General features: G+C 37.8%; 19 protein-coding genes and 1 other annotated feature. Of the genes, 9 read left to right on the top strand and 10 right to left on the bottom strand.

What is annotated here, in order from left to right; genetic code table 11:
* Positions 1-5 precede the first annotated feature (5 nt).
* Together A5816_RS07065 and A5816_RS07060 are read left to right on the top strand one after the other, a co-directional pair.
* Complete coding sequence (locus A5816_RS07065; protein ID WP_086311014.1) at positions 6-1,946, top strand: PTS fructose transporter subunit IIABC; 1,941 nt, start codon at positions 6-8, stop codon at positions 1,944-1,946.
* Between the two features lie 89 nt (positions 1,947-2,035).
* Positions 2,036-3,958 carry a BglG family transcription antiterminator gene (locus tag A5816_RS07060; protein ID WP_086311013.1) on the top strand — a complete coding sequence of 641 codons (1,923 nt, stop codon included), beginning with the start codon at positions 2,036-2,038 and terminating at the stop codon, positions 3,956-3,958.
* A 289-nt stretch (positions 3,959-4,247) separates the two neighbouring features.
* Here A5816_RS07060 and A5816_RS07055 read toward each other — a convergent pair whose 3' ends face one another.
* The 4 genes from A5816_RS07055 to arsC form a co-directional block, all read right to left on the bottom strand.
* Entirely contained in the window at positions 4,248-5,081 is an 834-nt protein-coding gene (locus A5816_RS07055) for an energy-coupling factor transporter transmembrane protein EcfT (RefSeq protein ID WP_002372959.1), read from the bottom strand.
* Positions 5,068-6,756 carry an ABC transporter ATP-binding protein gene (locus A5816_RS07050; protein ID WP_086311012.1) on the bottom strand — a complete coding sequence of 563 codons (1,689 nt, stop codon included), beginning with the start codon at positions 6,754-6,756 and terminating at the stop codon, positions 5,068-5,070. Before A5816_RS07050 ends, A5816_RS07055 begins: the two co-directional genes overlap by 14 nt.
* Positions 6,757-6,772: 16 nt before the next feature.
* Positions 6,773-7,324 (bottom strand): ECF-type riboflavin transporter substrate-binding protein, encoded by a 552-nt coding sequence (locus A5816_RS07045; protein WP_002315249.1) that lies wholly within the window; start codon positions 7,322-7,324, stop codon positions 6,773-6,775.
* Positions 7,325-7,525: 201 nt separating this feature from the next.
* Positions 7,526-7,773: a binding site (T-box leader), on the bottom strand.
* A gap of 140 nt (positions 7,774-7,913) precedes the next feature.
* Positions 7,914-8,336 (bottom strand): arsenate reductase (thioredoxin), encoded by a 423-nt coding sequence (gene arsC / locus A5816_RS07040; protein WP_086311011.1) that lies wholly within the window; start codon positions 8,334-8,336, stop codon positions 7,914-7,916.
* A 392-nt stretch (positions 8,337-8,728) separates the two neighbouring features.
* On the opposite strand from arsC, the gene A5816_RS07035 reads away from it, so the two are divergent.
* Positions 8,729-9,751, top strand: a complete 1,023-nt coding sequence (locus A5816_RS07035) for an LLM class flavin-dependent oxidoreductase (protein ID WP_002315247.1) — start codon at positions 8,729-8,731, stop codon at positions 9,749-9,751.
* 124 nt (positions 9,752-9,875) lie between these two features.
* Here the strand turns inward: A5816_RS07035 and A5816_RS07030 are convergent, their stop codons facing one another.
* Entirely contained in the window at positions 9,876-10,310 is a 435-nt protein-coding gene (locus A5816_RS07030; protein WP_086311010.1) for a MerR family transcriptional regulator, read from the bottom strand.
* 114 nt (positions 10,311-10,424) lie between these two features.
* On the opposite strand from A5816_RS07030, the gene A5816_RS07025 reads away from it, so the two are divergent.
* A complete protein-coding gene (locus A5816_RS07025) occupies positions 10,425-11,399 on the top strand; it encodes an alpha/beta hydrolase (protein ID WP_086311009.1) in 975 nt (324 codons plus the stop codon).
* A gap of 502 nt (positions 11,400-11,901) precedes the next feature.
* Here the strand turns inward: A5816_RS07025 and A5816_RS07020 are convergent.
* Together A5816_RS07020 and A5816_RS07015 are read right to left on the bottom strand one after the other, a co-directional pair.
* On the bottom strand, positions 11,902-12,855 hold the full coding sequence (locus tag A5816_RS07020) for a 1-phosphofructokinase family hexose kinase (protein WP_086311008.1): 954 nt from the start codon (positions 12,853-12,855) through the stop codon (positions 11,902-11,904).
* Entirely contained in the window at positions 12,821-13,612 is a 792-nt protein-coding gene (locus A5816_RS07015; RefSeq protein WP_002372971.1) for a DeoR/GlpR family DNA-binding transcription regulator, read from the bottom strand. Before A5816_RS07015 ends, A5816_RS07020 begins: the two co-directional genes overlap by 35 nt.
* A 221-nt stretch (positions 13,613-13,833) precedes the next feature.
* On the opposite strand from A5816_RS07015, the gene A5816_RS07010 reads away from it, so the two are divergent.
* From A5816_RS07010 to A5816_RS06990, 5 genes are all read left to right on the top strand, one after another.
* Positions 13,834-14,292, top strand: coding sequence for a PTS sugar transporter subunit IIA (locus A5816_RS07010; RefSeq protein ID WP_010732816.1), 459 nt, complete (start codon positions 13,834-13,836; stop codon positions 14,290-14,292).
* An 11-nt stretch (positions 14,293-14,303) separates the two neighbouring features.
* Positions 14,304-14,603 (top strand): PTS sugar transporter subunit IIB, encoded by a 300-nt coding sequence (locus tag A5816_RS07005; RefSeq protein ID WP_002291814.1) that lies wholly within the window; start codon positions 14,304-14,306, stop codon positions 14,601-14,603.
* Positions 14,604-14,675: 72 nt separating this feature from the next.
* Entirely contained in the window at positions 14,676-16,037 is a 1,362-nt protein-coding gene (locus A5816_RS07000; RefSeq protein WP_044147008.1) for a PTS galactitol transporter subunit IIC, read from the top strand.
* A gap of 21 nt (positions 16,038-16,058) precedes the next feature.
* Complete coding sequence (locus A5816_RS06995; protein ID WP_002372975.1) at positions 16,059-16,319, top strand: hypothetical protein; 261 nt, start codon at positions 16,059-16,061, stop codon at positions 16,317-16,319.
* Positions 16,320-16,332: 13 nt separating this feature from the next.
* Positions 16,333-17,085 (top strand): class II aldolase/adducin family protein, encoded by a 753-nt coding sequence (locus tag A5816_RS06990; RefSeq protein ID WP_002372977.1) that lies wholly within the window; start codon positions 16,333-16,335, stop codon positions 17,083-17,085.
* Positions 17,086-17,177: 92 nt separating this feature from the next.
* On the opposite strand, the gene A5816_RS06985 is transcribed toward A5816_RS06990, so the two are convergent.
* The 3 genes from A5816_RS06985 to A5816_RS06970 all read right to left on the bottom strand — a co-directional run bounded on the left by A5816_RS06985 (position 17,178) and on the right by A5816_RS06970 (position 19,881).
* Positions 17,178-17,783 carry an alpha/beta hydrolase gene (locus A5816_RS06985; protein WP_002372978.1) on the bottom strand — a complete coding sequence of 202 codons (606 nt, stop codon included), beginning with the start codon at positions 17,781-17,783 and terminating at the stop codon, positions 17,178-17,180.
* Positions 17,784-17,835: 52 nt separating this feature from the next.
* Entirely contained in the window at positions 17,836-18,810 is a 975-nt protein-coding gene (locus tag A5816_RS06980) for a ring-cleaving dioxygenase (RefSeq protein ID WP_002288275.1), read from the bottom strand.
* Between the two features lie 351 nt (positions 18,811-19,161).
* On the bottom strand, positions 19,162-19,881 hold the full coding sequence (locus A5816_RS06970) for a GntR family transcriptional regulator (protein WP_179189695.1): 720 nt from the start codon (positions 19,879-19,881) through the stop codon (positions 19,162-19,164).
* Positions 19,882-19,897 lie beyond the last annotated feature (16 nt).

Genomic DNA, 19,897 nt, shown 5'->3' with positions numbered 1-19,897 from the left:
GAAAAATGAAAAAAATTATTGCAATCACATCTTGTCCAGTTGGCATTGCCCATACATACATGGCAGCAGAAAACTTAGAGAAAGCGGGAAAAGCAGTTGGCGCCGAGGTAAAAGTCGAAACACATGGTTCCATCGGTATCGAAAATGAATTGACTGCAAAAGATATCGAAGAAGCAGCTGGTGTAATCATCGCAGCGGATACTAAAATAGATAAATCACGATTTGGCGGCAAACCATTGATAACCGTAGGCGTGCAAGAAGGAATCCATCATGCAGATGAATTGGTAGGAGAGATTTTAGCAGGAAAAGCGCCAATCTATAAAAGTACAGAGACAACTATTTCTGCCGAAAATAAAAGTGAATCAGAAAATTTAGGTAAGAAAATCTATAAGAGTTTGATGAATGGTGTTTCATATATGGTGCCATTCGTAGTTACAGGAGGATTATTGATCGCAATTTCATTAACATTGGGCGGAACAGCGACACCTGAAGGAATCAAGATACCAGAAGGAACGATTTGGGCAACGATGAATAGTATCGGAAGTATTGCTATGGGGTTGATGGTTCCAATCTTATCTGCATTTATTGCGCAAAGCATTGCAGATCGTCCAGGACTTGTTCCTGGATTTGTTGGTGGGATGTTAGCAGCAAATGGCGCATTATATGGTAGTGATGCGAATGCGGGGTTCTTAGGCGGAATCATCACTGGATTTTTAGCAGGTTTCATTGCTTTAGGAATCAAGAAAGTACGAGTACCGAAAGCTTTACAATCGATTATGCCAATCATTGTTATCCCAATTTTAGGATCATTGGCAGTTGGTTTTGTGTTTATCTACGTTATTGGAGAACCAGTAGCTCTTTTATTTAGTTCGCTGACTCACTTTTTAGCAGGGATGCAAGGAGGAAGTGAAATTGTTTTAGCTATGATCTTAGGAGCAATGATTGCTTTTGATATGGGTGGACCGTTCAATAAAGTAGCCTTTCTGTTCGGATCTGGCTTGATTGCAGAAGGAAATTATTCCATTATGGGTCCAATTGCTGTAGCTATCTGTATCCCTCCGTTAGCATTAGGATTGGCATCATTGATATTGAAAACCAAATTTACAAAAACAGAACGAGAAGCTGGTAAGGCATCCTTAGCCATGGGGCTGTTCGGGATCACAGAAGGTGCGATTCCGTTTGCTTCAACAGATCCATTACGAGTGATTCCAAGCATTGTAGTCGGAGCGATGACAGGAAGTGTCATCGCAATGCTTTCAGGAGTGACAGATCATGTCGCTCATGGCGGTCCAATCGTAGCAGTTTTAGGAGCAGTCGATCATGTAGCCATGTTTTTTGTAGCAGTGGTTGCAGGTATTGCTGTCACCGTGTTAATGTTAAGAATCTTGAAACCAACATTAGAACATACTGCAGTTGCTGCAGCAAATGGGGTAGCGGTAGCGGATTTATCAGAATCTGAAACAAGTGATGTTTATACGAAAACTGAAACTTTTGATTCTATCACGGATATTATGTCAGATGAAGCAATCGTTCTAGGTGAAACAGCAACAACAAAAGACGGAGTAATCGAAGATTTAGTCCAACGTTTAGAAAAAACAGCGGCGATCACAGATAAAAACGGGTTTAAAGAAGTCATCTATGATAGAGAAAAGGAAAGTACGACGGGAATCGGCATGGGAATCGCTATTCCACACGGAAAATCAGCTTATGTTCGTAAACCAACAGTGGCTTTTGCCAGAAGTCAAGATGGAGTAGAGTGGCATTCTTTAGATGGAAAACTTGCACATATGATCTTTATGATTGCTGTACCTGAAAACAGCCAAGGAGATATGCACTTGAAAATACTGCAACGTCTTTCACGTAAATTGATGGATGATGATTTCCGTCAAGCATTGATGGATGCGCCAGATAAAGCAGCGGTTCACCAATTATTAAGTGAAATGTAATAACATAAGATGAAAAATCGACCGTGATGAGACATAATAGATGTGTTATCATGATCGATTTTTTATTTGGAAGGGAGTTTCTGCTTATTATGAATCAGCGTCAGCAATCTTTGATTTACCAATTAATTGAAACGAATAATTATATCACAATAAAAAAGCTAGCAGAGCATTTCCATGTGTCGGAAAGAACGGTTCATAGCGATTTGAATGTCATTGAAACTTGGTTCAGAGACAAACAGCTGCCTTTGATGATTGAAAGAAAAAAGGGGACAGGGATCTTGTTGAATGGTCTGCCTCACGAAAAGGAACAATTGAAACAAGCGCTTAATGAAGAGGCACAAACAGAAATGGATAAAAACCAGCTTCGTCAATTATTGATTTTCCATCTGCTAGTAGCAAAAGACGGATTTAGTCTTGAAGAGCTTTCGGAAAAACTATATGTTGGAAAACGTACGATTCGTAAAGAATTGACAGAGCTGAAAAGCTTTTTTGAGTACCATCATTTACAGCTAGTATCCAAAACAAAACTTGGCACTTTTCTTAAAGGCGATGAACAAGAAAAAAGACAGCTGCTTGTTAAGACGCTACGCAATATGCAGAAAGAAAATCCACAAAGTCCGTCGTTGAAAGAATTTTTTGCCAAAGATACATTAAAAGTCATCCAACATACATTAAAAGAAGTTTTCTATGAAAATCATCTAGAACAACCAGGAGGACTGGCTAGTGTGGAGATTCATATCTATTTTATGCTTGAGCGAATGAAACAGTACCAGAAAGTGAAATTAAGTAAAGACGAAAATGAAGTCGTTGAGCACACCCAAGCACAGCAGTTAAGTAGTCAGATCTTAGCAAAATTAGCCACTATTTACCCAATTGAATTTTCTCCTGATGAAATCAATTATCTGGCTTTGCGTATCGCCAATCTTTTTACAAACTCACAAGCAGCCACACGATTTCAAAAGGAATCTAGTACACTTACTGATCATTTGATTGTACAAGTGGAGCAGTTTTTAGGTTATTCATTGAAAGAAGATCAGTTACTGAAACAAAACTTAAGGTCTCATTTATCTTCGACCTATTTTCGACTCCATTATGGATTGCAGATTTCTAATCCATTGACGAAAAACGTATTTAGTACGTACACACAACTTTTTTTAGTTTTACAGTTGATTCTAGAAGATTATTTTGAGAAAGAAAATTTTTATGTTCCGCAAGATGAGACAGCTTATTTAACGATCCATTTTCAAGCGGCGATCGAGAGACACAAACATCAGAAAAGTAGAAGATACCAAGCCGTTTTAGTTAGTGAATATTCAAAAGCTATGGCTACTTTTCTTGAAGCGCGGCTGAACAGAGAACTTCCGGAATTAACGATTATAGATTTAATTGAATATAAGCCAGGACTAGAGAGGGAAGACTTTCCACCTGTTGATTTTATTTTAGCTACATTACCGTTTAAACATGAAAATATTCCAGTAATCGAGATTTCACCAATGATCACAGAAACTGATCTGGCCTATTTGACAAAATATATGCTGGAACATGTACCTATCAAGAAGAAAAAAACGTTTGATCTAGCAAGCTTTACTCATCCATTTTTGATCTTTCCTCAGCTTGAATGGACTGACCCAGTAGATATTTTAAATTTTATGGGGAATGTCTTAGTAGAACATCATTATGTGGAGTCGGAATTCGTCGATTCTGTCTTGGAACGAGACCGTCACGCCAGTACTAGAGTGGCACCATTTGTAACGATTCCTCACGGTAATACGCTGTATGTAAAACATTCGATGATTTCTATTGCAACAATGAAAGAACCAATCCTATGGCATGGGGAACAGATACGTATCGTACTGCTGTTAGCAATAAAGAGAAAGGATTTGAAACATGCAGAGTTCAAAAAAATTTTTTCTGTTATTCACTATTTAGAAAAGCAACCAGAACAAATGGCACAGTTGATGCAATCCAATCATCCACTAGAGATTTTAACCTTGTTGTCTAGTTATGAATAAGCAGATATTAAAAAACTGCCTTTATATCTATAATAATTCTATCTATTTAATTAGAAGTAGAAAACTAAATACAAAGGGACTATAACAAAAGTCTTGTTACAGTTCCTTCTTCCGAATAAACGGTGTTCAATCAACTGACCCTCGGTATTCGCTCAAAAAACGGCAAAATATGAGGAACTATTTTGCCGTTTTGTTTCTCTAAAATCCAGCCAATTCAAAAACATGAAATGCTGTTTTTGTTTAGCTGGACTTATTACTTGATGCAGAACAGCTTTTCCACAACCTCTATTTAATGAAATGGATTATAGAATCGTCCGTCATTTAGGATAACTAATAAAATCCCTATTGAACAAAAGAGGACAACGAGAAATAGTGCAAGATAATCATTCCGTTGCAGTGGTTTTGCCGACAGCCATGTCCGTCCTTTTTTCTTTCCAAAACGCCGAAGTTCCATGGCAGAAGAAATCGTCTCAATACGTTCTAAACTGGAAAAAATCAATGGGATCGCAATCGTCAAATTTCCTCGTACCCGTTTCATGAGAGAGGCTTTACCAGAGAGTTCATTTCCTCGTGCTTGCTGGGCTTTGGAAATCGTTCGAAAATCCTCTTGGATATCTGGAATGTAGCGTAGCGCTAAAGAAAAGGCATAAGCAATTTTATAAGAGCCACCAATTCGATGGATACTAGAAGCTAATTCACTTGGATTCGTCGTTAAAATAAAAATCAAACCTGGAGGAATGGTAACGAAATATTTAATCAGTAAATTGAATTCATAAAAAATCTGTTCTTGAGTGAGCGTATATCTACCGATTCCATCAAAGATGACATGGCGAGTACCATAGATAGCTACTCCGTATTCTGGGGCAAATAAATAAACAGTCAATAAATTCAAAATGGAGAAAAAAGCAATGAACTTCAATACAAAAGAGATCTCAGAATAACTAATTCTGGCTATCCGAAAAATGAGAACCGAAAACACAGCAAGACAAAGCAAAAATCGTGTGTCATAAGAGACCATCCCAATAATCGAAAGTAATAGAAAACAAAAAAGTTTGGTAAAACCGCTGAGTTGATGGATGATTGTTTTTTTCGGTACATAACCGATGAGATTATTCTCTGTCATAAGGGTCCCCCTTATGCTGAATAAAAGCCGAAACGAATCCGCTAGCATCTGTCAGCTGATTACTTTTTGCCAAATGATACAGACTAGTTTTCCGCAAGCTTGCCGAGGTAACTAAATCGGTTGAAGATAGTACCTTCGAAGGTATTTCATCTGCAATAATTTGTCCTTCTTTCAAAACAATCGTCCGTTCTGTATATTCCAGCATCAAGTGCATATCATGAGTGATCATCAAAATCGTGAGGCCTTGCTGATTCAATTTTTTCAAAAAATCCATCATTTTAGTGTAGTGATAGTAATCTTGTCCAGCTGTCGGTTCATCAAGAATCAGCAATTCTGGTTCGAGTGCCAATATAGCTGCAACTGCTACCCGTCGTTTTTGTCCATAGCTCAGCGCTGAAATCGGCCAGTTACGAAACTCATACAATCCGCATATTTTCAAAGTTTCCAAGACTTTTTCTTGGATGTTTATCGGATCTTCACCGCGATTTTCTAAAGCCAAAGCAACTTCTTCAAAAACTATGTTTTTAGAAAGCATTTGGTTACTGTTTTGCAGTACATAGCCAATTTTGTCCGCTCGCTCTTTGATGCTTTCAGATATGATTGATTGGCCTTTCCACAACAGTTCGCCTTTTTGGAAAGGATGGAAACCGGTGATGAGATTGGACAATGTGGATTTTCCTGCTCCATTATGTCCGACTAAACTAACCATCTCTCTTTGATGAAGAGTTAAATCGATTCCTTTGATGATTGGTTCCTTACCGAAGTGGAAGGATACATCTTTCAATGTCAATAGCGGCGTTTTCTTTTTAGAAGGAGAACAAAAAGTCCCTTGTTGTTTTGCTAAAGCAGCAGCAATCTCTGGGGAAACCAGTTGATCGACTTGTGTTAAATCTGGGAATTCTGTCAATGAGAGTCCAGATCGTTTCAATGCTGTGATGTATAAGGGTTCACGAATTCCGCACTTCGACAATAAATCACTTTTCAGCAATTCAGTAGGAGCTATATCCGCAATGATCTTTCCCTCATCAATCAAGATGATGCGATCGACTGGTGCAGCTAGCACTTCCTCCAAACGATGTTCAATAATGATCGTCGTAAATTGTTGCGATTGATAGAGACGGTCAATCATCTGGATTGCTTCATAGCCTGTCTGTGGATCAAGATTAGCTAATGGTTCATCAAACAAGAGAATAGGTGTTTCATCGATCAAAACACCAGCCATTGCTACCCGCTGCTTTTGTCCGCCAGATAGATCTTGCGGACGTTTGTCTAATTGGGCCAGTAAATTCGTCTTTTCTGCCCAGAAATTGACAGTTTCTTGCATTTCTTTTTGTTCGATCATCTCATTTTCAAGAGAAAAAGCGATGTCTTCAGCTACTGTTAATCCGACAAATTGGCTGTCAGTATCTTGTAAAACGGTGCCTACTTCTAATGAAAGATCATAGATAGAAGATTCACTGAAATTTTTACCATTGATCGTTAATTGACCAGTAAAACTTCCTTTTTCATTTTGTGGGATGATGCCATTCAAACATTTTCCCAAAGTTGATTTTCCTGAGCCGCTAGGTCCTATGATCAAAATTTTTTCCCCAGGATGGATAATCAAATCGATATTTTTTAATGTTGCTTCGGCTTGGCTGTCATATTGAAATGTAAAATTACGAAACTCGATCATTTTAGTTCCTCGCGTTCTAAGCTTCTTTGTTCAAACTTCCTTTTTTGACTTTTGTCTGTGCATAAGCTTTCAATAAAATAATGCCGATAATCCCTGTCACAATAGCATTTGTGATTCCAGCAACGATTCCTTGCGTGAAGACTTTGCTTGGAGCCTCTGCATAAATCAAAATATCTCCCACAGGCGCAATAATCACCCATGTCACTAAATTGGCAATCGTTTCACCCACGAGAAAGAGCGTGATTTCTTTTTTACCAAATATGCCTTCTTCAATCGGGATACGTTTGGTCAATAAACCAAAAAATACACCTAAAATCCCAGATGCAATGATCCATGACCACCAAGCACCATAAGTAGTTAAGTCACCCAGTGCATGGCCAATAAAACCAGCTAATCCTGCAACGACTGGCCCGTAAACTACGCCTAGCAGCGCTAGAAAAGGGTAAGCGGTCGCGATATCCGTATTTGGAACACCTGTTGGAATGGTGACGAAACGTTTTAAGATAAAGAAGACAGCTGCTCCGATACCGATAGCTACAATATGCTTTACTGTAAATTTTTTATTCATTCTATTTTCCCCCAATTGTTTATTTATGAATGCGCATTTCCAATTTTTGACCACATCATGTCAAAATTTTGTTGGATGATTCAAAATTTTCCGAAAATTCACTTCCTTTCGATAGTATCCAAGGTCAAGTAGTAGATGGACTTAATTAGTATCGATAGTCGATTCAAAAGTGGGTACAAAAAAATGCCCTAGCAAAAAATTGCTAAGGGCATAGATATGCGTTACCACCTTTGGTTATAAAATCCTCACAGACTTTACCTCGATCAGTACCCAAAAAAATCATCTTTTGGAAACTGTGCCTTGTTAACGGTAGACATCCGTATTTCCTTAAATATTCGGGAAATCCGCTCAAAAGCCATTTTCAAGTAACAGATACGCATTCCTTTTCACCAAGCAGGAACTCTCTTTGGCGTCTAACATTACTTTACTTTCTTTGTCATCGCGTTTCATTGATTGCTAATAAAATAGCAGAGAAGTATCCATTTGTCAACGGGAGGAACGATTGATCTAGCAAAAAGAAGAGAAGAAGTTTTTGCTAGAGAACAATTCTATCTATCAGTTAATTGTAAAAACATTTTTGAGGATTCCTTTATAAACTTGGGGCATATTGATTTAAGTCAGAAACCTTTGTTTTGATTACTTCTCTGACTTTTCTGAATTCCGCTAATATTTCTTCTTCGCTCCCGACAGCTTGTGCAGGATCTTTTAGGTCCCAGTGAAGGTGTTCGTGATTGTTTGGAACGGCAGGGCACTTGTCTTTGGCATCACCACAAAGTGTAATGATCAAGTCTGCCTGAGCAAAGTAATCTCTATCAATCAAATCAGACGTCTGTTTGGAAATATCGATACCGTCTTCTGCCATGATTTTTACAGCTCTTGGATTCAAACCATGTGTCTCGATCCCCGCACTTCTGATCTCAAACTTTGAAGGAGGCAGATATTTACGCGCGTAGCCTTCTGCTATTTGACTGCGGCAAGAATTGCCCGTACATAAAAAATAGATTTTTTTCATTTGATTTCCTCCGTTATGTATTAGTAAATGTAACTGTTTATCTAAAGAAAACTCTATATGATGGAGCGAAAAAAACAATGGGTTTCTTAGTTTATATGTTTCTTGTTGTTCAGCGTATAAATTGATGTGTACAAAGAACTCATCCTGTCTTTTTTACCATAAATACACGTTAGAAACAATCATTTTGAGTCAAAAAACAACGATGTGAAAGACTATTAAAAGAGATTAAGGCATGGCAGATGATGAAGGAAGTAGGGGTATAGTAAGCCGATAGATTTCTTGAATATGACGCGAGAACAATTATTCGTCTTTTAAGAAAAAAAGTAGTAGAATCAGTTTATATTAAAAATAAAAAACCTTCCATTTTTGTAGGGTTGGAGGAGGTCATTACCTTGAAAAAAATCGGCTTTTTAAGCTTTGGACATTGGATGGAGCAAGGATCACTCGTGAAAACAGCTCAAGATGCTTATTTGCAATCAATCGATTTAGCAGTGGAAGCAGAAAAAATTGGAGTAGACGGAGCGTTTTTCCGCGTACATCATTTTGCCCCTCAGATTGGGTCGCCGTTTCCTTTGCTAGCTGCAATCGGCGCAAAGACGAGTAAGATCGAAATCGGCACAGGACTTATCGATATGCGATATGAAAATCCTTATTATATGGCAGAAAATGCTGGATTGACAGATATCATCACACAAGGAAGAGTGCAACTAGGAGTGGGGCGTGGTTCACCTGAACAAGTTCTAGATGGCTGGAAATACTTTGGGTATGATTACAGTGAAGAAGAAATCAAAGAGGTGACACGGGAACGCACCCTTGAATTCTTGGAACTACTTGAAGGAAAACCATTTGCAGAACCAAATCCTCAACCAATGTTCCCACAAGGATCAGGAAAATTACGGATCGAACCTTATTCAGAAGGATTACGACAAAGAATCTGGTGGGGAGCTGGTTCGCAGCAAACGGCAATCTGGGCAGCACAACATGGAATGAATCTGCAATCATCTACATTAGTCAATTACGAATCCCATGAGCCGTTTCATATCCAACAAGCAAACCAATTACGTGCGTATAAAGAAGCGTGGAAGCAGGCGGGTCATGATTTTGAACCAAGAACATTGGTCACTCGCTCAATCCAGCCAATCACCACTGATTTGGATCGACGCTTATTTGGACAAGACGGTAGTCCGCAACAAGATGCTGTCGGCTATCTTGCTTATCACCGGAACCCGACGATTTTTGGAAAAACTTTTGCTGGTGAACCTGATCAATTAATCAAGGAGCTCGCTGAAGATGAAGCAATCAAAGAAGCAGACACAGTACTTGTCACGATTCCTAATACTTTGGGGGTAGAATACAACATGCACTTGCTTGAAACAATCGTAAAAGATATCGCTCCAGAATTAGGATGGCGGTAAAAAGGATATTTCTGTAAGTGCAGGATACTTGAGTGAAAAAATAAACACTTCTAACAATCAGTTAGAGGTGTTTATTCATGTTTTCATGAAGTTCATAGAGAAGGAAAGTGAGTTATCCGTTTGTTCAATGAGAATGTTCATAAGCTTCTTTTACATGTTGGGGTAAATCATCAGGAATCAGTTTCAATACGGCTTCTTCATTGCCGATTTTTATTGCTTCTTCATAGTACCAGCTTTTGTAATTTAGCATAGCGAGTACTCTTTCTAATTTTGTTATTTCTTCTTCTACAACTTCTTTTTGCTTTTCAAATAGTTCTTTACGAACCGCAAATGTCTTACTGCCTTCTTTGCTCCATTCCATGAATTGCTTGATGTCTTTTATTTCTAAACCAGATTTTTTCAAACAATCAATGACTCTCAAGGCCTCTAATTCACTCTCTGAAAATTTTCTAATACCGGAAACACGCTGGATATCAGGAAATAATCCCTCTTTGTCGTAATAACGTAAAGTAGAAACAGGAAGTCCAAACATTTCAGACACTTGTCCAATGGAATACATAAAAAAATCCTCCTAAATTAAAATTTCGCCCTTGACCTAAAGTCAGGTTTAAGTTTTATCATGATAATACATTCAAAAACAAATGTCAATTTTGATCAAAGGAGCGTTTAGAATATGAGTAAAGAATTAAATATCACCCAAGAATGGGACAAAGTATTTCCAAAAAGCGAGCAAGTCAATCATCGAAAGGTGACCTTCCCAAATCGTTTCGGTATCACATTAGTCGCTGATTTATATGAACCAAAAGAAGTAAGTGAAGAGAAATTGCCAGCAATCGCTGTGAGCGGACCATTTGGCGCAGTAAAGGAACAATCGTCTGGTCTATATGCGCAGACGATGGCTGAAAGAGGCTTTTTAACGATTGCATTTGACCCATCGTTTACAGGAGAAAGCGGAGGAATACCACGATATGTTGCTTCGCCTGATATCAATACGGAAGATTTTCAAGCGGCAGTAGACTTTTTATCTGTACAAAAAAATGTAAACCCTGAGAGAATCGGAATCATCGGTATTTGTGGATGGGGAGGTATGGCATTGAATGCGGCAGCAATCGATACACGGGTCAAAGCAACAGTCGTCTCAACAATGTACGATATGACTCGAGTAACAGCCAATGGCTACTTCGATGCTATGGATGAAGATGCCCGATATAAAATGCGTGAAGAATTAAATGCACAACGTATCATTGATTTCAAACAATGGGACTACGCACGTGCTGGAGGAGTGGTTGACCCATTGCCTGAAGATGCTCCTCAGTTTGTTAAAGATTACCATGCGTATTATAAAACAGATCGCGGATACCATGTCCGTTCTTTAAATTCTAACGACGGTTGGAATAGGACATCAGGGTTATCACTTATGAATGCGAAACTATTGCATTATATTCCAGAAATCCGTCATGCGGTATTAGTCATTCATGGGGAAAAAGCTCACTCACGTTACTTTGGGGAGGATGCTTTCAATGAGCTGAAAGGCGATAACAAGGAACTCATGATCATTCCAGGAGCTTCCCATACAGATCTATACGACCAGACAGACATCATTCCATTTGAAAAAATGGCAACATTCTTTGAAGAGAACCTTGTGTAACCAAAAGAGGTTGTGAAAAAGCTGCCCTGCATCAAGTAATAAGGACAGACAAAAAAGCTTCTCATTTTTGACTTGGTTGGACTTATTACCATAGATGCAAGCTTTTGAGCTCCGTTTAAAGAAGAGGTTGTGAAAAAGCCGCTTAGTTTCGAGTATGAAGAAAAATTTTGTGAAAATGGCTTTCCACATTTTTGCATAAATTTGGCTTAATACCGAGAAACTGGCTTTTGAACACCGTTTATACCAAGAGGTCGTGAGCCTGCCGTTTCACTCTAAGTCACAAGGAGCAATTTCAAAAAACAGCTTCTCATGTTTGTTGAATATTGTGACTTGTGACCGAGGAGTTGGCAAGAGAACACCGTTTATTCGAAAAAAAGAACTATGACACTGTAGTGACCCCCAAAAGTTAGATTTTTTGGTCTAACTTTTGGAGGTCGGTACATTTTTTGTCACAGTCTCTTTGTGTCTCATTTCATATAAACAATTATTTACTTTGTACTATTTATTTCATTTCTGTGATTTTAATATTTTTTGCTAAATTTTTTACATCAGCTGGGATAACTTTCCCGACTTCTGATTGCTGTGCATTCGACATGCCGCAAGCCATTGCATACCTTACACATTCTTTTAAAGGATAATTCTGTTCTAATGAATGAGCAAAACCTCCAACAGTGGCATCCCCAGAGCCTGTTGTATTCGTGATAGAGATCTTAGGGATTTCAACATTCCAAAATTCTTCTTTTACTTTGACTACTGCACCATACGAGCCGCAAGAAACCATGATGACATCGATATCTTTAAATAGTGGATTTGTTTTTAGATGGTGTTTTATGTCGCTTTTTTGAGTGATTTTTTGATGGATGATATCTGAAAACTCATGGATATTAGGTTTGATGAACATCGGTTTATACTTACTTGCTAAGACTTCACGGAGATGTTGTCCAGATATATCCATTAATATATAGGTGGAAGGATCTATTTGTTCTTTGATATATTGTAATAATTTAGCATACAAAAAGGGGTCTTGATTGTTGACAGAACCATTTATTGTAATGACTGAAAGGTAATTATTTTTACTGATTTGTTTGATATCATTCATTAATTTTTTGATAGTAGCATCTGCTATTTTAGGACCAGCTTCCACAAGTTCTGTCTGCGTTTCACCATCATGCATGATGGTGACGGCACCTCTTGATTCTTCTGCAATAGGTAAAAAATGCAAATCAAACAGATTTTCATTTTGTAGCATATCTTGAATCATACCGCCAAAATAACCGCCCAAAAACCCTGTTAAAATGACTGATGAACCTAGTAAAGCAGAAGCTCGTCCGCAATTGATTCCCTTGCCGCCTACATAGCGTACCGGAGAAGCAAAGCGTGTCATCGTACCTAATTCAAAGTGTTTTGTAAAATAAATGGAATCAATGGATGGGTTCATCGTGATTGTCAGTATCATTTTTTGGCTCCTTTAATATGGTTAAGTATTTTGAATAATGATGGAAATCTTGTTCTGATAAATGATTATCGGTTATTAGATAATCAAAATCGGTTAATTTTCTAAAAGTATAGACATCTGATTTATTTAATTTTGAATAATCTGCAACAATACATTTGATTTTTGCTGCATTGAGCGCTGCATTTTGAATATTTCCTTCAATAAATTGAGCAGTTGTGACATTGTTTTCAAATATTCCATTTGTTGCAGCGAAAGAGATATCGACATTCAAACTTTCAAAAGATCTTTCTGCAACTTCCCCAATGAACTCTTCTGTAATAGGAGAAAATTCGCCACCAGTAAGTAAAATCCGATAACTAGTATGATTCTTCAAATAGTTGAAAGCAATCAAACTATTTGTAATTACAAATAGATTTTTCTTTTGAATGAAAGGAAGTGCATACAGGATCGTTGTACCGGCGCCTACATAAATAGTAGAATGATCCGGAATTATACTGTTCATGACTTGGCCAATATATTTTTTTTCGGCTACATTCGTATCAATCTTTTCTTGAGTCGATAGTTCTCGATTATAAGGTTCCTTTCGTTCAACGCCACCATACAGCTTTTTTACTTTATTTTTTTTTGCTAATTCAGTGACATCTCGGCGTATGGTCATTTCTGATACGCCTAATTTGTTAGCGATTTCTGAATTAGTTAAATAAAAATCTTTCTCTAATAATGTAATGATTTGTTCTTGTCTTTCTTTTTTCAACATATGAATTACTCCTTTAACATAAAAGCCAATTTTTGTTCGACTTTGTTCTTCTTAATTATATAGATAAACGATTTTATTTTCAAGTAGATCAAATTTAACAAAATAAATTTCTTTTGAAAGCGTTGACAAAACGAACTAACAGAAATATAATGTTCTTGTAAACAAAGATGAACTTAGTAGAACATGAAATTAACAAACTTAATCAAAAAGAGGGTGGAGAAATGGAATATAAAGAGATGTTTGTTCCTAGTCTGATTCAATTAGCGGTAGACGTAAAAAATAAAGAAGAAGCTTTTTTAATAGCTGCCCAACGATTAGAAAAAATGGGGTACGTCAATGAGAATTATTTGAATGGACTGATTGCAAGAGAAAGAGAATTTCCTACAGGATTGATTACTAAGTATTTAAATATCGCACTGCCACATTCGGAATGTGAATATGTCGAAAAGCCATTCGTTTTTGTTATGCAGCTGAAGAACCCAATTTATTTTTATCAAATGGGGGATAATCAGGAAATGACTGTAGAAAATCTATTTTTTTTAGGAATCAAAGAACCAAAAGAACAAGTAGGATTACTTCAAACGTTTATGAATTTATTCATGGATGAAACATTCGTGGAAAATTATAAGAAACAAAAAACACCGCAAAAAATATACGAACTTATTACAAATTATATTTAGGAGGAAGAAAAATGAAGAATCGGTTAATTGTCGCATGTGGAAGTGGAGTAGCAACTAGTCAGACGATCGCGAGTAAGATCCAAAGTATGTTAGAAGATGATGGCATCACATTTCCTGTAGAAGCAGTTGATTACAAATCGATCCAAAATGAGCTTCCTACTGCTGGAATCTATGTGTATGTCGCACAGCCGGATGATGAAGTCCTGGAACAAGCAAAAGATTTAGGTATTGAAGTATTTCCAGGAATTCCATTTTTAACTGGAATGGGCGTAGAACCTATTTATGACAGTATCAAAGAGTTAATACAGTAAAGAATGATTGTCGGATAAAAAAGTTGGTTCATGGTTTTATCTACTATATTTCGAAAGAAAGAAGGTTTATTTATGGAAGTTTTCCAAACCATTATCAATTATGTTTTGAACTTAGGATCAGCCATTTTTGTTCCCCTGATTATTTTGATACTTGGATTATTGGCAGGGATGAAATTTAAAAAAGCATTCATGTCTGCATTGACTTTAGGGATCGCTTTTAGCGGGATGTCTATGGTCATTGGCTATATGTCTAACGCAGTAAGTCCAGCATCAGAAGCATTGGCTAAAAATACGGGAATCAGTTTGCCTGCACTTGATCTTGGGTGGACAGGTGCAGCAAGCATCACATGGTCGTGGAGTTATGCTTTTATATTCTTTGCAGTAACGATTGGGGTCAATTTTGTACTGTTACTTTTTAATTGGACGAAGACGTTAAATGTTGATATGTGGAATGTTTGGGGGAAAGCTTTAACTGCTTATTTAGTTTATTATGTTTCTGGTAGTTTGGCTGCAGGCTTTCTTACAGCAATGGTTCAAGTCATATTGGAATTAAAGCTTGGTGATATGTTTCAGAAGCATATACAAGATCTCACAGGGATTCCATTAGTAACAGTGACTCATTTTATGACATCTGCCGCTGTCTTGTTGCTCCCTTTCAATATGATCATGGATAAAATACCTGCATTAAATAAACGAGCGGATACGAATGCATTGAAGAAGAAAATTGGGATCTTCTCTGAAAACTCTGTAATGGGGTTCATTATTGGCTTGGGACTTGGCTTTGCTGCTGCGTACGGTGTTTCAGGTTCTCTTAATCTAGCGATCCAAACAGCTACAGCATTAAGTTTGTTTCCTATGATCTCTAAAATGTTCATGCAATCTTTGTCTCCTTTAGCAGACGCGATGTCAGAATTTATGAAAAAGCGATTTAAGGATCGTGAAGTATATATTGGATTGGACTGGCCGATATTAGCTGGTCGTTCAGAGATTTGGGTTACTGCTATTTTACTTGTTCCTGTGTTTATCGGTTATGCCATTATTTTGCCAGGAAACCAAGTATTACCATTAGCAGGGATCATCAACTATTCGATTGCGGTCGGCGGATTGCTTCTAACAGGAGGAAACTTGGCTCGTATGCTGATCCTGGGAATCCTCACGATGCCTATTTATTTGTACGGTGCCACTTATCTTGCGCCAATACTCAGTGATTTAGCAGAAAAAAGCGGAGCAGTCGAGGGAATCAAGAAAGGACAGTTGATCACATGGTCATCAATAGAAGGGCCGGAGTTCAGGGTTTTATTTGCGGAGGCATTTAATAGAAATATTCTCGCTATTGTAGGATGCGTAATTTTTCTAGGACTGTTTGTTCTACTTTATAAATATATGATAAAAGCGAAAGTCCCGAGCGAACGTTATGCTGAACTACAAAAATAGCATCGGAATGGTGGGAAAGTGATGAAAAGGGAAGAGATAGAAAAATTAAAATGGACGATAGCTCTTTGTGGTACACTTCTGCTATTTCTATATGGACTCTTTACTCAGAATATCATCATCAATCTATTGGTCATTTTTTTCGCACTAGTGATCTATAAATATGGAAATCACGTTTTATTCAGAGAGTACGATGAAAAAAGAAAACAGAAAATAGAAGAATCAATGAAAATAAAAGAAGCTACCAAAGAAATATTGAGAGAAAAAAGTTTTATAAAAAGATAATGGAGGGGTCATTATGTCAGATGGACGTATGTTATTTGAGAGAGAACGACAGGACATGGCACGTATCGTAAGAGTGATTTTCGAAAGGAAAAATACAAATGTCGCAGGAGGGAATTTTTCCTTTAAAACCACTGATGATCAAGGAAAAGACTACATCATCATGACACCGACCATGATGTCAGAAGCCTATCTTGGAGAAATTTCTCCTGCACAAGTTCTAGTAGTAGAACCGGGAACACGAAAAATCATCGATGGTGTTGGAAAATTAACTCGGGAGATCAATATGCATGAAGCGATGTATGAGACTAATCCATCTATCAAAGCTGTTTTGCATGCTCATGCTCCTAATGCAATGTTCTGGGCGACCACTGGTTTGCCTATGCCTAATTTGACTGAAGCCACAGCTAAAGTAAAAGAGATTCCTGTCATGGACTTTGAGCCTAATTGCTCTGAAGAACTTGCTGAATTGACAAGCGATTACGTAAAAACACATGATTTAGAATTGCCCCATATGTTATTACTCAATTCACATGGCGTATTGATCAACACAGGTGGAGAATCAGGAATCGAAGCCATCCATAAAGCACTGCAAATCCTTGATACAGTCGAATGGAATGCAGAAATCGCTTATAAACAGACGATTTTCCAAGCACTAGGGATTACTGATGGATTTTATTCGAAAGGTGAGAAAATCGGCAGATTGGAAGATTTGAAACATAAAACGGCTATTTATAATAAATCTGTTATTACAGCTAGCGGAGACTAACCTATCTGACAAAAAAACTACGACTTTCACACACTATGATCCAGATTGATATCTGCTTCAGGTTGTGTCATGTAAGTCGTAGTTCTTTTCTTTTATTTAGTTAGAAGACGCTCTGTCCATTCCCTCGCTTGCTCGATTTCGTCCATCGTCAACTGATGACCTGTTACAGTTAGCTGAATAGTCACATTTGCTTGGCGCGTTTCGAATTGATCGGACAATTCTTTAAAGGAAGCAGGGGAAACGATTGGATCGTTATCACCATAAGAAAGCCAGACGGTTTTATCCTCTAATGTGGAACGGCTTTGATGAACACCTAGAGACATCGGATGGAAAAACAACCCTTTATTTAGCTTGGTCTCACGCTCCAATAATAAATGAGCAGCGATGTTTGCGCCATTTGAATAGCCGACAAGCAACCAATCATTTAACGGTATCTGTTCTTTTTCGCTGATATCTTTGATTTTTTCATGGAGCTTATCTGTTTCTTTTTCCAAACTGTCCAGGTCGAATTGATTCAATCCATTACGCTTGAAAAAACGATTCATCCCATCTTCTTGGATCGTGCCGCGAAAAGAAAGCAACGTACTGTTTGGTGCAAGAAAGTGAGCGATATCCAGTAAAGAATGTTCGTCGCCACCTGTGCCATGAAGCAAGATCAAATGCTTGCCACTTGTTCCTTTTTCAAAAATGTAGGACATTTTGTTCCCTCTTTTCTGTTTCTATAGATGCAAATGAAGTAGCATGAAGAGATTATTCACGTTTTTTATTTGCATCACTTGTATCGAAAGGACGGACATAGGCTTCAATGGCTTCACGACGTTCTTCTAAGAATGGAGGAAGAGATAGTTTTTCTCCAGCGGATTCTGCTGGTTCATCTTCAAGGAATCCAGGACCATCAGTTGCTAATTCAAACAGTACGTGATGAGCGGCTAGGAAGTACTCAGATTGGAAATAGAAACGATCGACGAAACCAGAATTTGGCAATTCGATCTTATTGATTACTTGAATCCAGTATTCTAATGCTTCTTTGTCTGCTACACGCAATGCTAAGTGATGGATATTTCCAAATCCTTCGATTGCTTTTGGCAAGTCTGTCCGATGTTCAATAATGATGCTTGCACCATTTCCGCCTTCACCGATTTCAAATAAGTAGAAATCTCCTGAATGGTCTGTTTCTTTGAATCCTAAGATTTTTTCAAGAATCAAGCGGATATGCTCTAATTGACTGACACGGACAAAGACAGGTCCAAGTCCTGTGATCGCAAATTCTGTCGGTACATTGCTGTTTTTCCAAGGAATGCCAGCTGCTACACCTTGATTGTTTTCGTCAGAGATCAATTGATAATATTGATTGTCGAAATCTTCAAACTCGATATATTTTTTGCCGAAACGTTCATTGATTGCTGAATGAGTAACGTCATATTTTTCAAAACGTTCCAACCAAAAGTCTAATGCAGCGTCACTTGGCACACGGAAAGAAGCACGAGAGATCGTATCTGTTCCTTTTTTTCCTTTTGGCTGATTTGGAAAATCAAAGAAAGTCATATCTGTTCCTGGCGCACCAGTATCATCTGTAAAGTAAAGATGGTAAGTTTCGATGTCATCTTGGTTAACGGTTTTTTTGATTAAGCGCATTCCTAAAATATCTGTAAAAAAGCGGTAGATTTTTGTAGCGCTAGATGTCATTGCTGTGACGTGGTGAATTCCTCTGATTTGTGTATCCATGATAAATTTCCTCCTGTTAACTTACAAAAAGTAAGTAGTTGATTTAGACATAGTATAGAGGGTGCATCTCTATTTTGCAATTAATTTGTCTTCTAAAGTATCAGAAAGGAATCAAGAATGGAAAAGAGGAGGAACGGATCAATAAAATAAAAAGACTTACGACTAGCTGTGTTGATTTCAAAAAAACTAGCTTTAAAAAGCTAACTTTAGAATCATTACGGGTGGTCATAAGTCTTTTTATGATTAGATGGAAACGAGCTTCTGAAAGTACTTGGTAAATATTATTCAAAAGATTGTATCTGTGACAATCAATCGACTCGAAACTAAGCGGCTTTTCCACAACCTCTTTGGTTAAGTTGAACGCACATCCAGCACAGAATAGTTCCGAACATCAAATCGGTTTCGGCTGGAAGAATATTCAATCGGCTGTCCATCTTTGAGATAGACAACTTGCTGAACTTCCAGTACAGGATCGTTTTCTGCACAGTTCAAATATTGCTGATCATAATCATCACTTTTATCTGCAGAAATAGCACGATAAGCCCCTGCAAAATGGACATTCAATTCTTGATGAAGATGATCATAGATAGAGGCTAACAAATGTTCTTTTTTTAAACCCGGCACAAGATGGACTGGCATAAAGGTATGCTCTAAAACATAAGGCTCGCCATCTAAGATCCTTAACCGGTGAATATTGTAGACAGGTTGCTCGGCATCGATCATCAATCGTTCTTGGATATATTGATCAGGGAATTCAACGTCAAAATGAATGATTTGACTCTTCAAAGAACGATGTCTGCGTTTCATTTGGAGACTCAAACCTTCATACTCGTTAGCGGGCGATGTGTCTTTTTGCATGAATGGATGATTCAAGATTTTCGTTCCCGATCCTCGCTGCGAATAGACAAGCCCTTCCATCGCTAAGATATTGATGGCTTTTTTGATTGTCATCCGGCTCGCACCAAATTCTTTTACCAAGTCCACTTGATTAGGCAAAAAACTATCGGGAGGATACTCTTTTGAACGGATTCGTTCCCTTAAAATATTTGCGATTTCTTCGTATTTTGGCACGTTATTCACCTCTTCT

The sequence above is a fragment of the Enterococcus sp. 3G1_DIV0629 genome (assembly GCF_002141285.1).
GTDB lineage: Bacteria > Bacillota > Bacilli > Lactobacillales > Enterococcaceae > Enterococcus_B > Enterococcus_B lactis.
Note: the sequence above shows the minus strand (reverse complement) of the source record. Positions and strands in the feature narration are given on the sequence as shown.

Coding starts and splice junctions, on each gene's coding strand:
- A5816_RS07065 (WP_086311014.1), top strand. CDS start 6: ATGAAAAAAATTATTGCAATCACATCTTGTCCAGTTGGCATTGCCCAT.
- A5816_RS07060 (WP_086311013.1), top strand. CDS start 2,036: ATGAATCAGCGTCAGCAATCTTTGATTTACCAATTAATTGAAACGAAT.
- A5816_RS07055 (WP_002372959.1), bottom strand. CDS start 5,081: ATGACAGAGAATAATCTCATCGGTTATGTACCGAAAAAAACAATCATC.
- A5816_RS07050 (WP_086311012.1), bottom strand. CDS start 6,756: ATGATCGAGTTTCGTAATTTTACATTTCAATATGACAGCCAAGCCGAA.
- A5816_RS07045 (WP_002315249.1), bottom strand. CDS start 7,324: ATGAATAAAAAATTTACAGTAAAGCATATTGTAGCTATCGGTATCGGA.
- arsC (WP_086311011.1), bottom strand. CDS start 8,336: ATGAAAAAAATCTATTTTTTATGTACGGGCAATTCTTGCCGCAGTCAA.
- A5816_RS07030 (WP_086311010.1), bottom strand. CDS start 10,310: ATGTATTCCATTGGACAAGTGTCTGAAATGTTTGGACTTCCTGTTTCT.
- A5816_RS07025 (WP_086311009.1), top strand. CDS start 10,425: ATGAGTAAAGAATTAAATATCACCCAAGAATGGGACAAAGTATTTCCA.
- A5816_RS07020 (WP_086311008.1), bottom strand. CDS start 12,855: ATGATACTGACAATCACGATGAACCCATCCATTGATTCCATTTATTTT.
- A5816_RS07015 (WP_002372971.1), bottom strand. CDS start 13,612: ATGTTGAAAAAAGAAAGACAAGAACAAATCATTACATTATTAGAGAAA.
- A5816_RS07010 (WP_010732816.1), top strand. CDS start 13,834: ATGGAATATAAAGAGATGTTTGTTCCTAGTCTGATTCAATTAGCGGTA.
- A5816_RS07005 (WP_002291814.1), top strand. CDS start 14,304: ATGAAGAATCGGTTAATTGTCGCATGTGGAAGTGGAGTAGCAACTAGT.
- A5816_RS07000 (WP_044147008.1), top strand. CDS start 14,676: ATGGAAGTTTTCCAAACCATTATCAATTATGTTTTGAACTTAGGATCA.
- A5816_RS06995 (WP_002372975.1), top strand. CDS start 16,059: ATGAAAAGGGAAGAGATAGAAAAATTAAAATGGACGATAGCTCTTTGT.
- A5816_RS06990 (WP_002372977.1), top strand. CDS start 16,333: ATGTCAGATGGACGTATGTTATTTGAGAGAGAACGACAGGACATGGCA.
- A5816_RS06985 (WP_002372978.1), bottom strand. CDS start 17,783: ATGTCCTACATTTTTGAAAAAGGAACAAGTGGCAAGCATTTGATCTTG.
- A5816_RS06980 (WP_002288275.1), bottom strand. CDS start 18,810: ATGGATACACAAATCAGAGGAATTCACCACGTCACAGCAATGACATCT.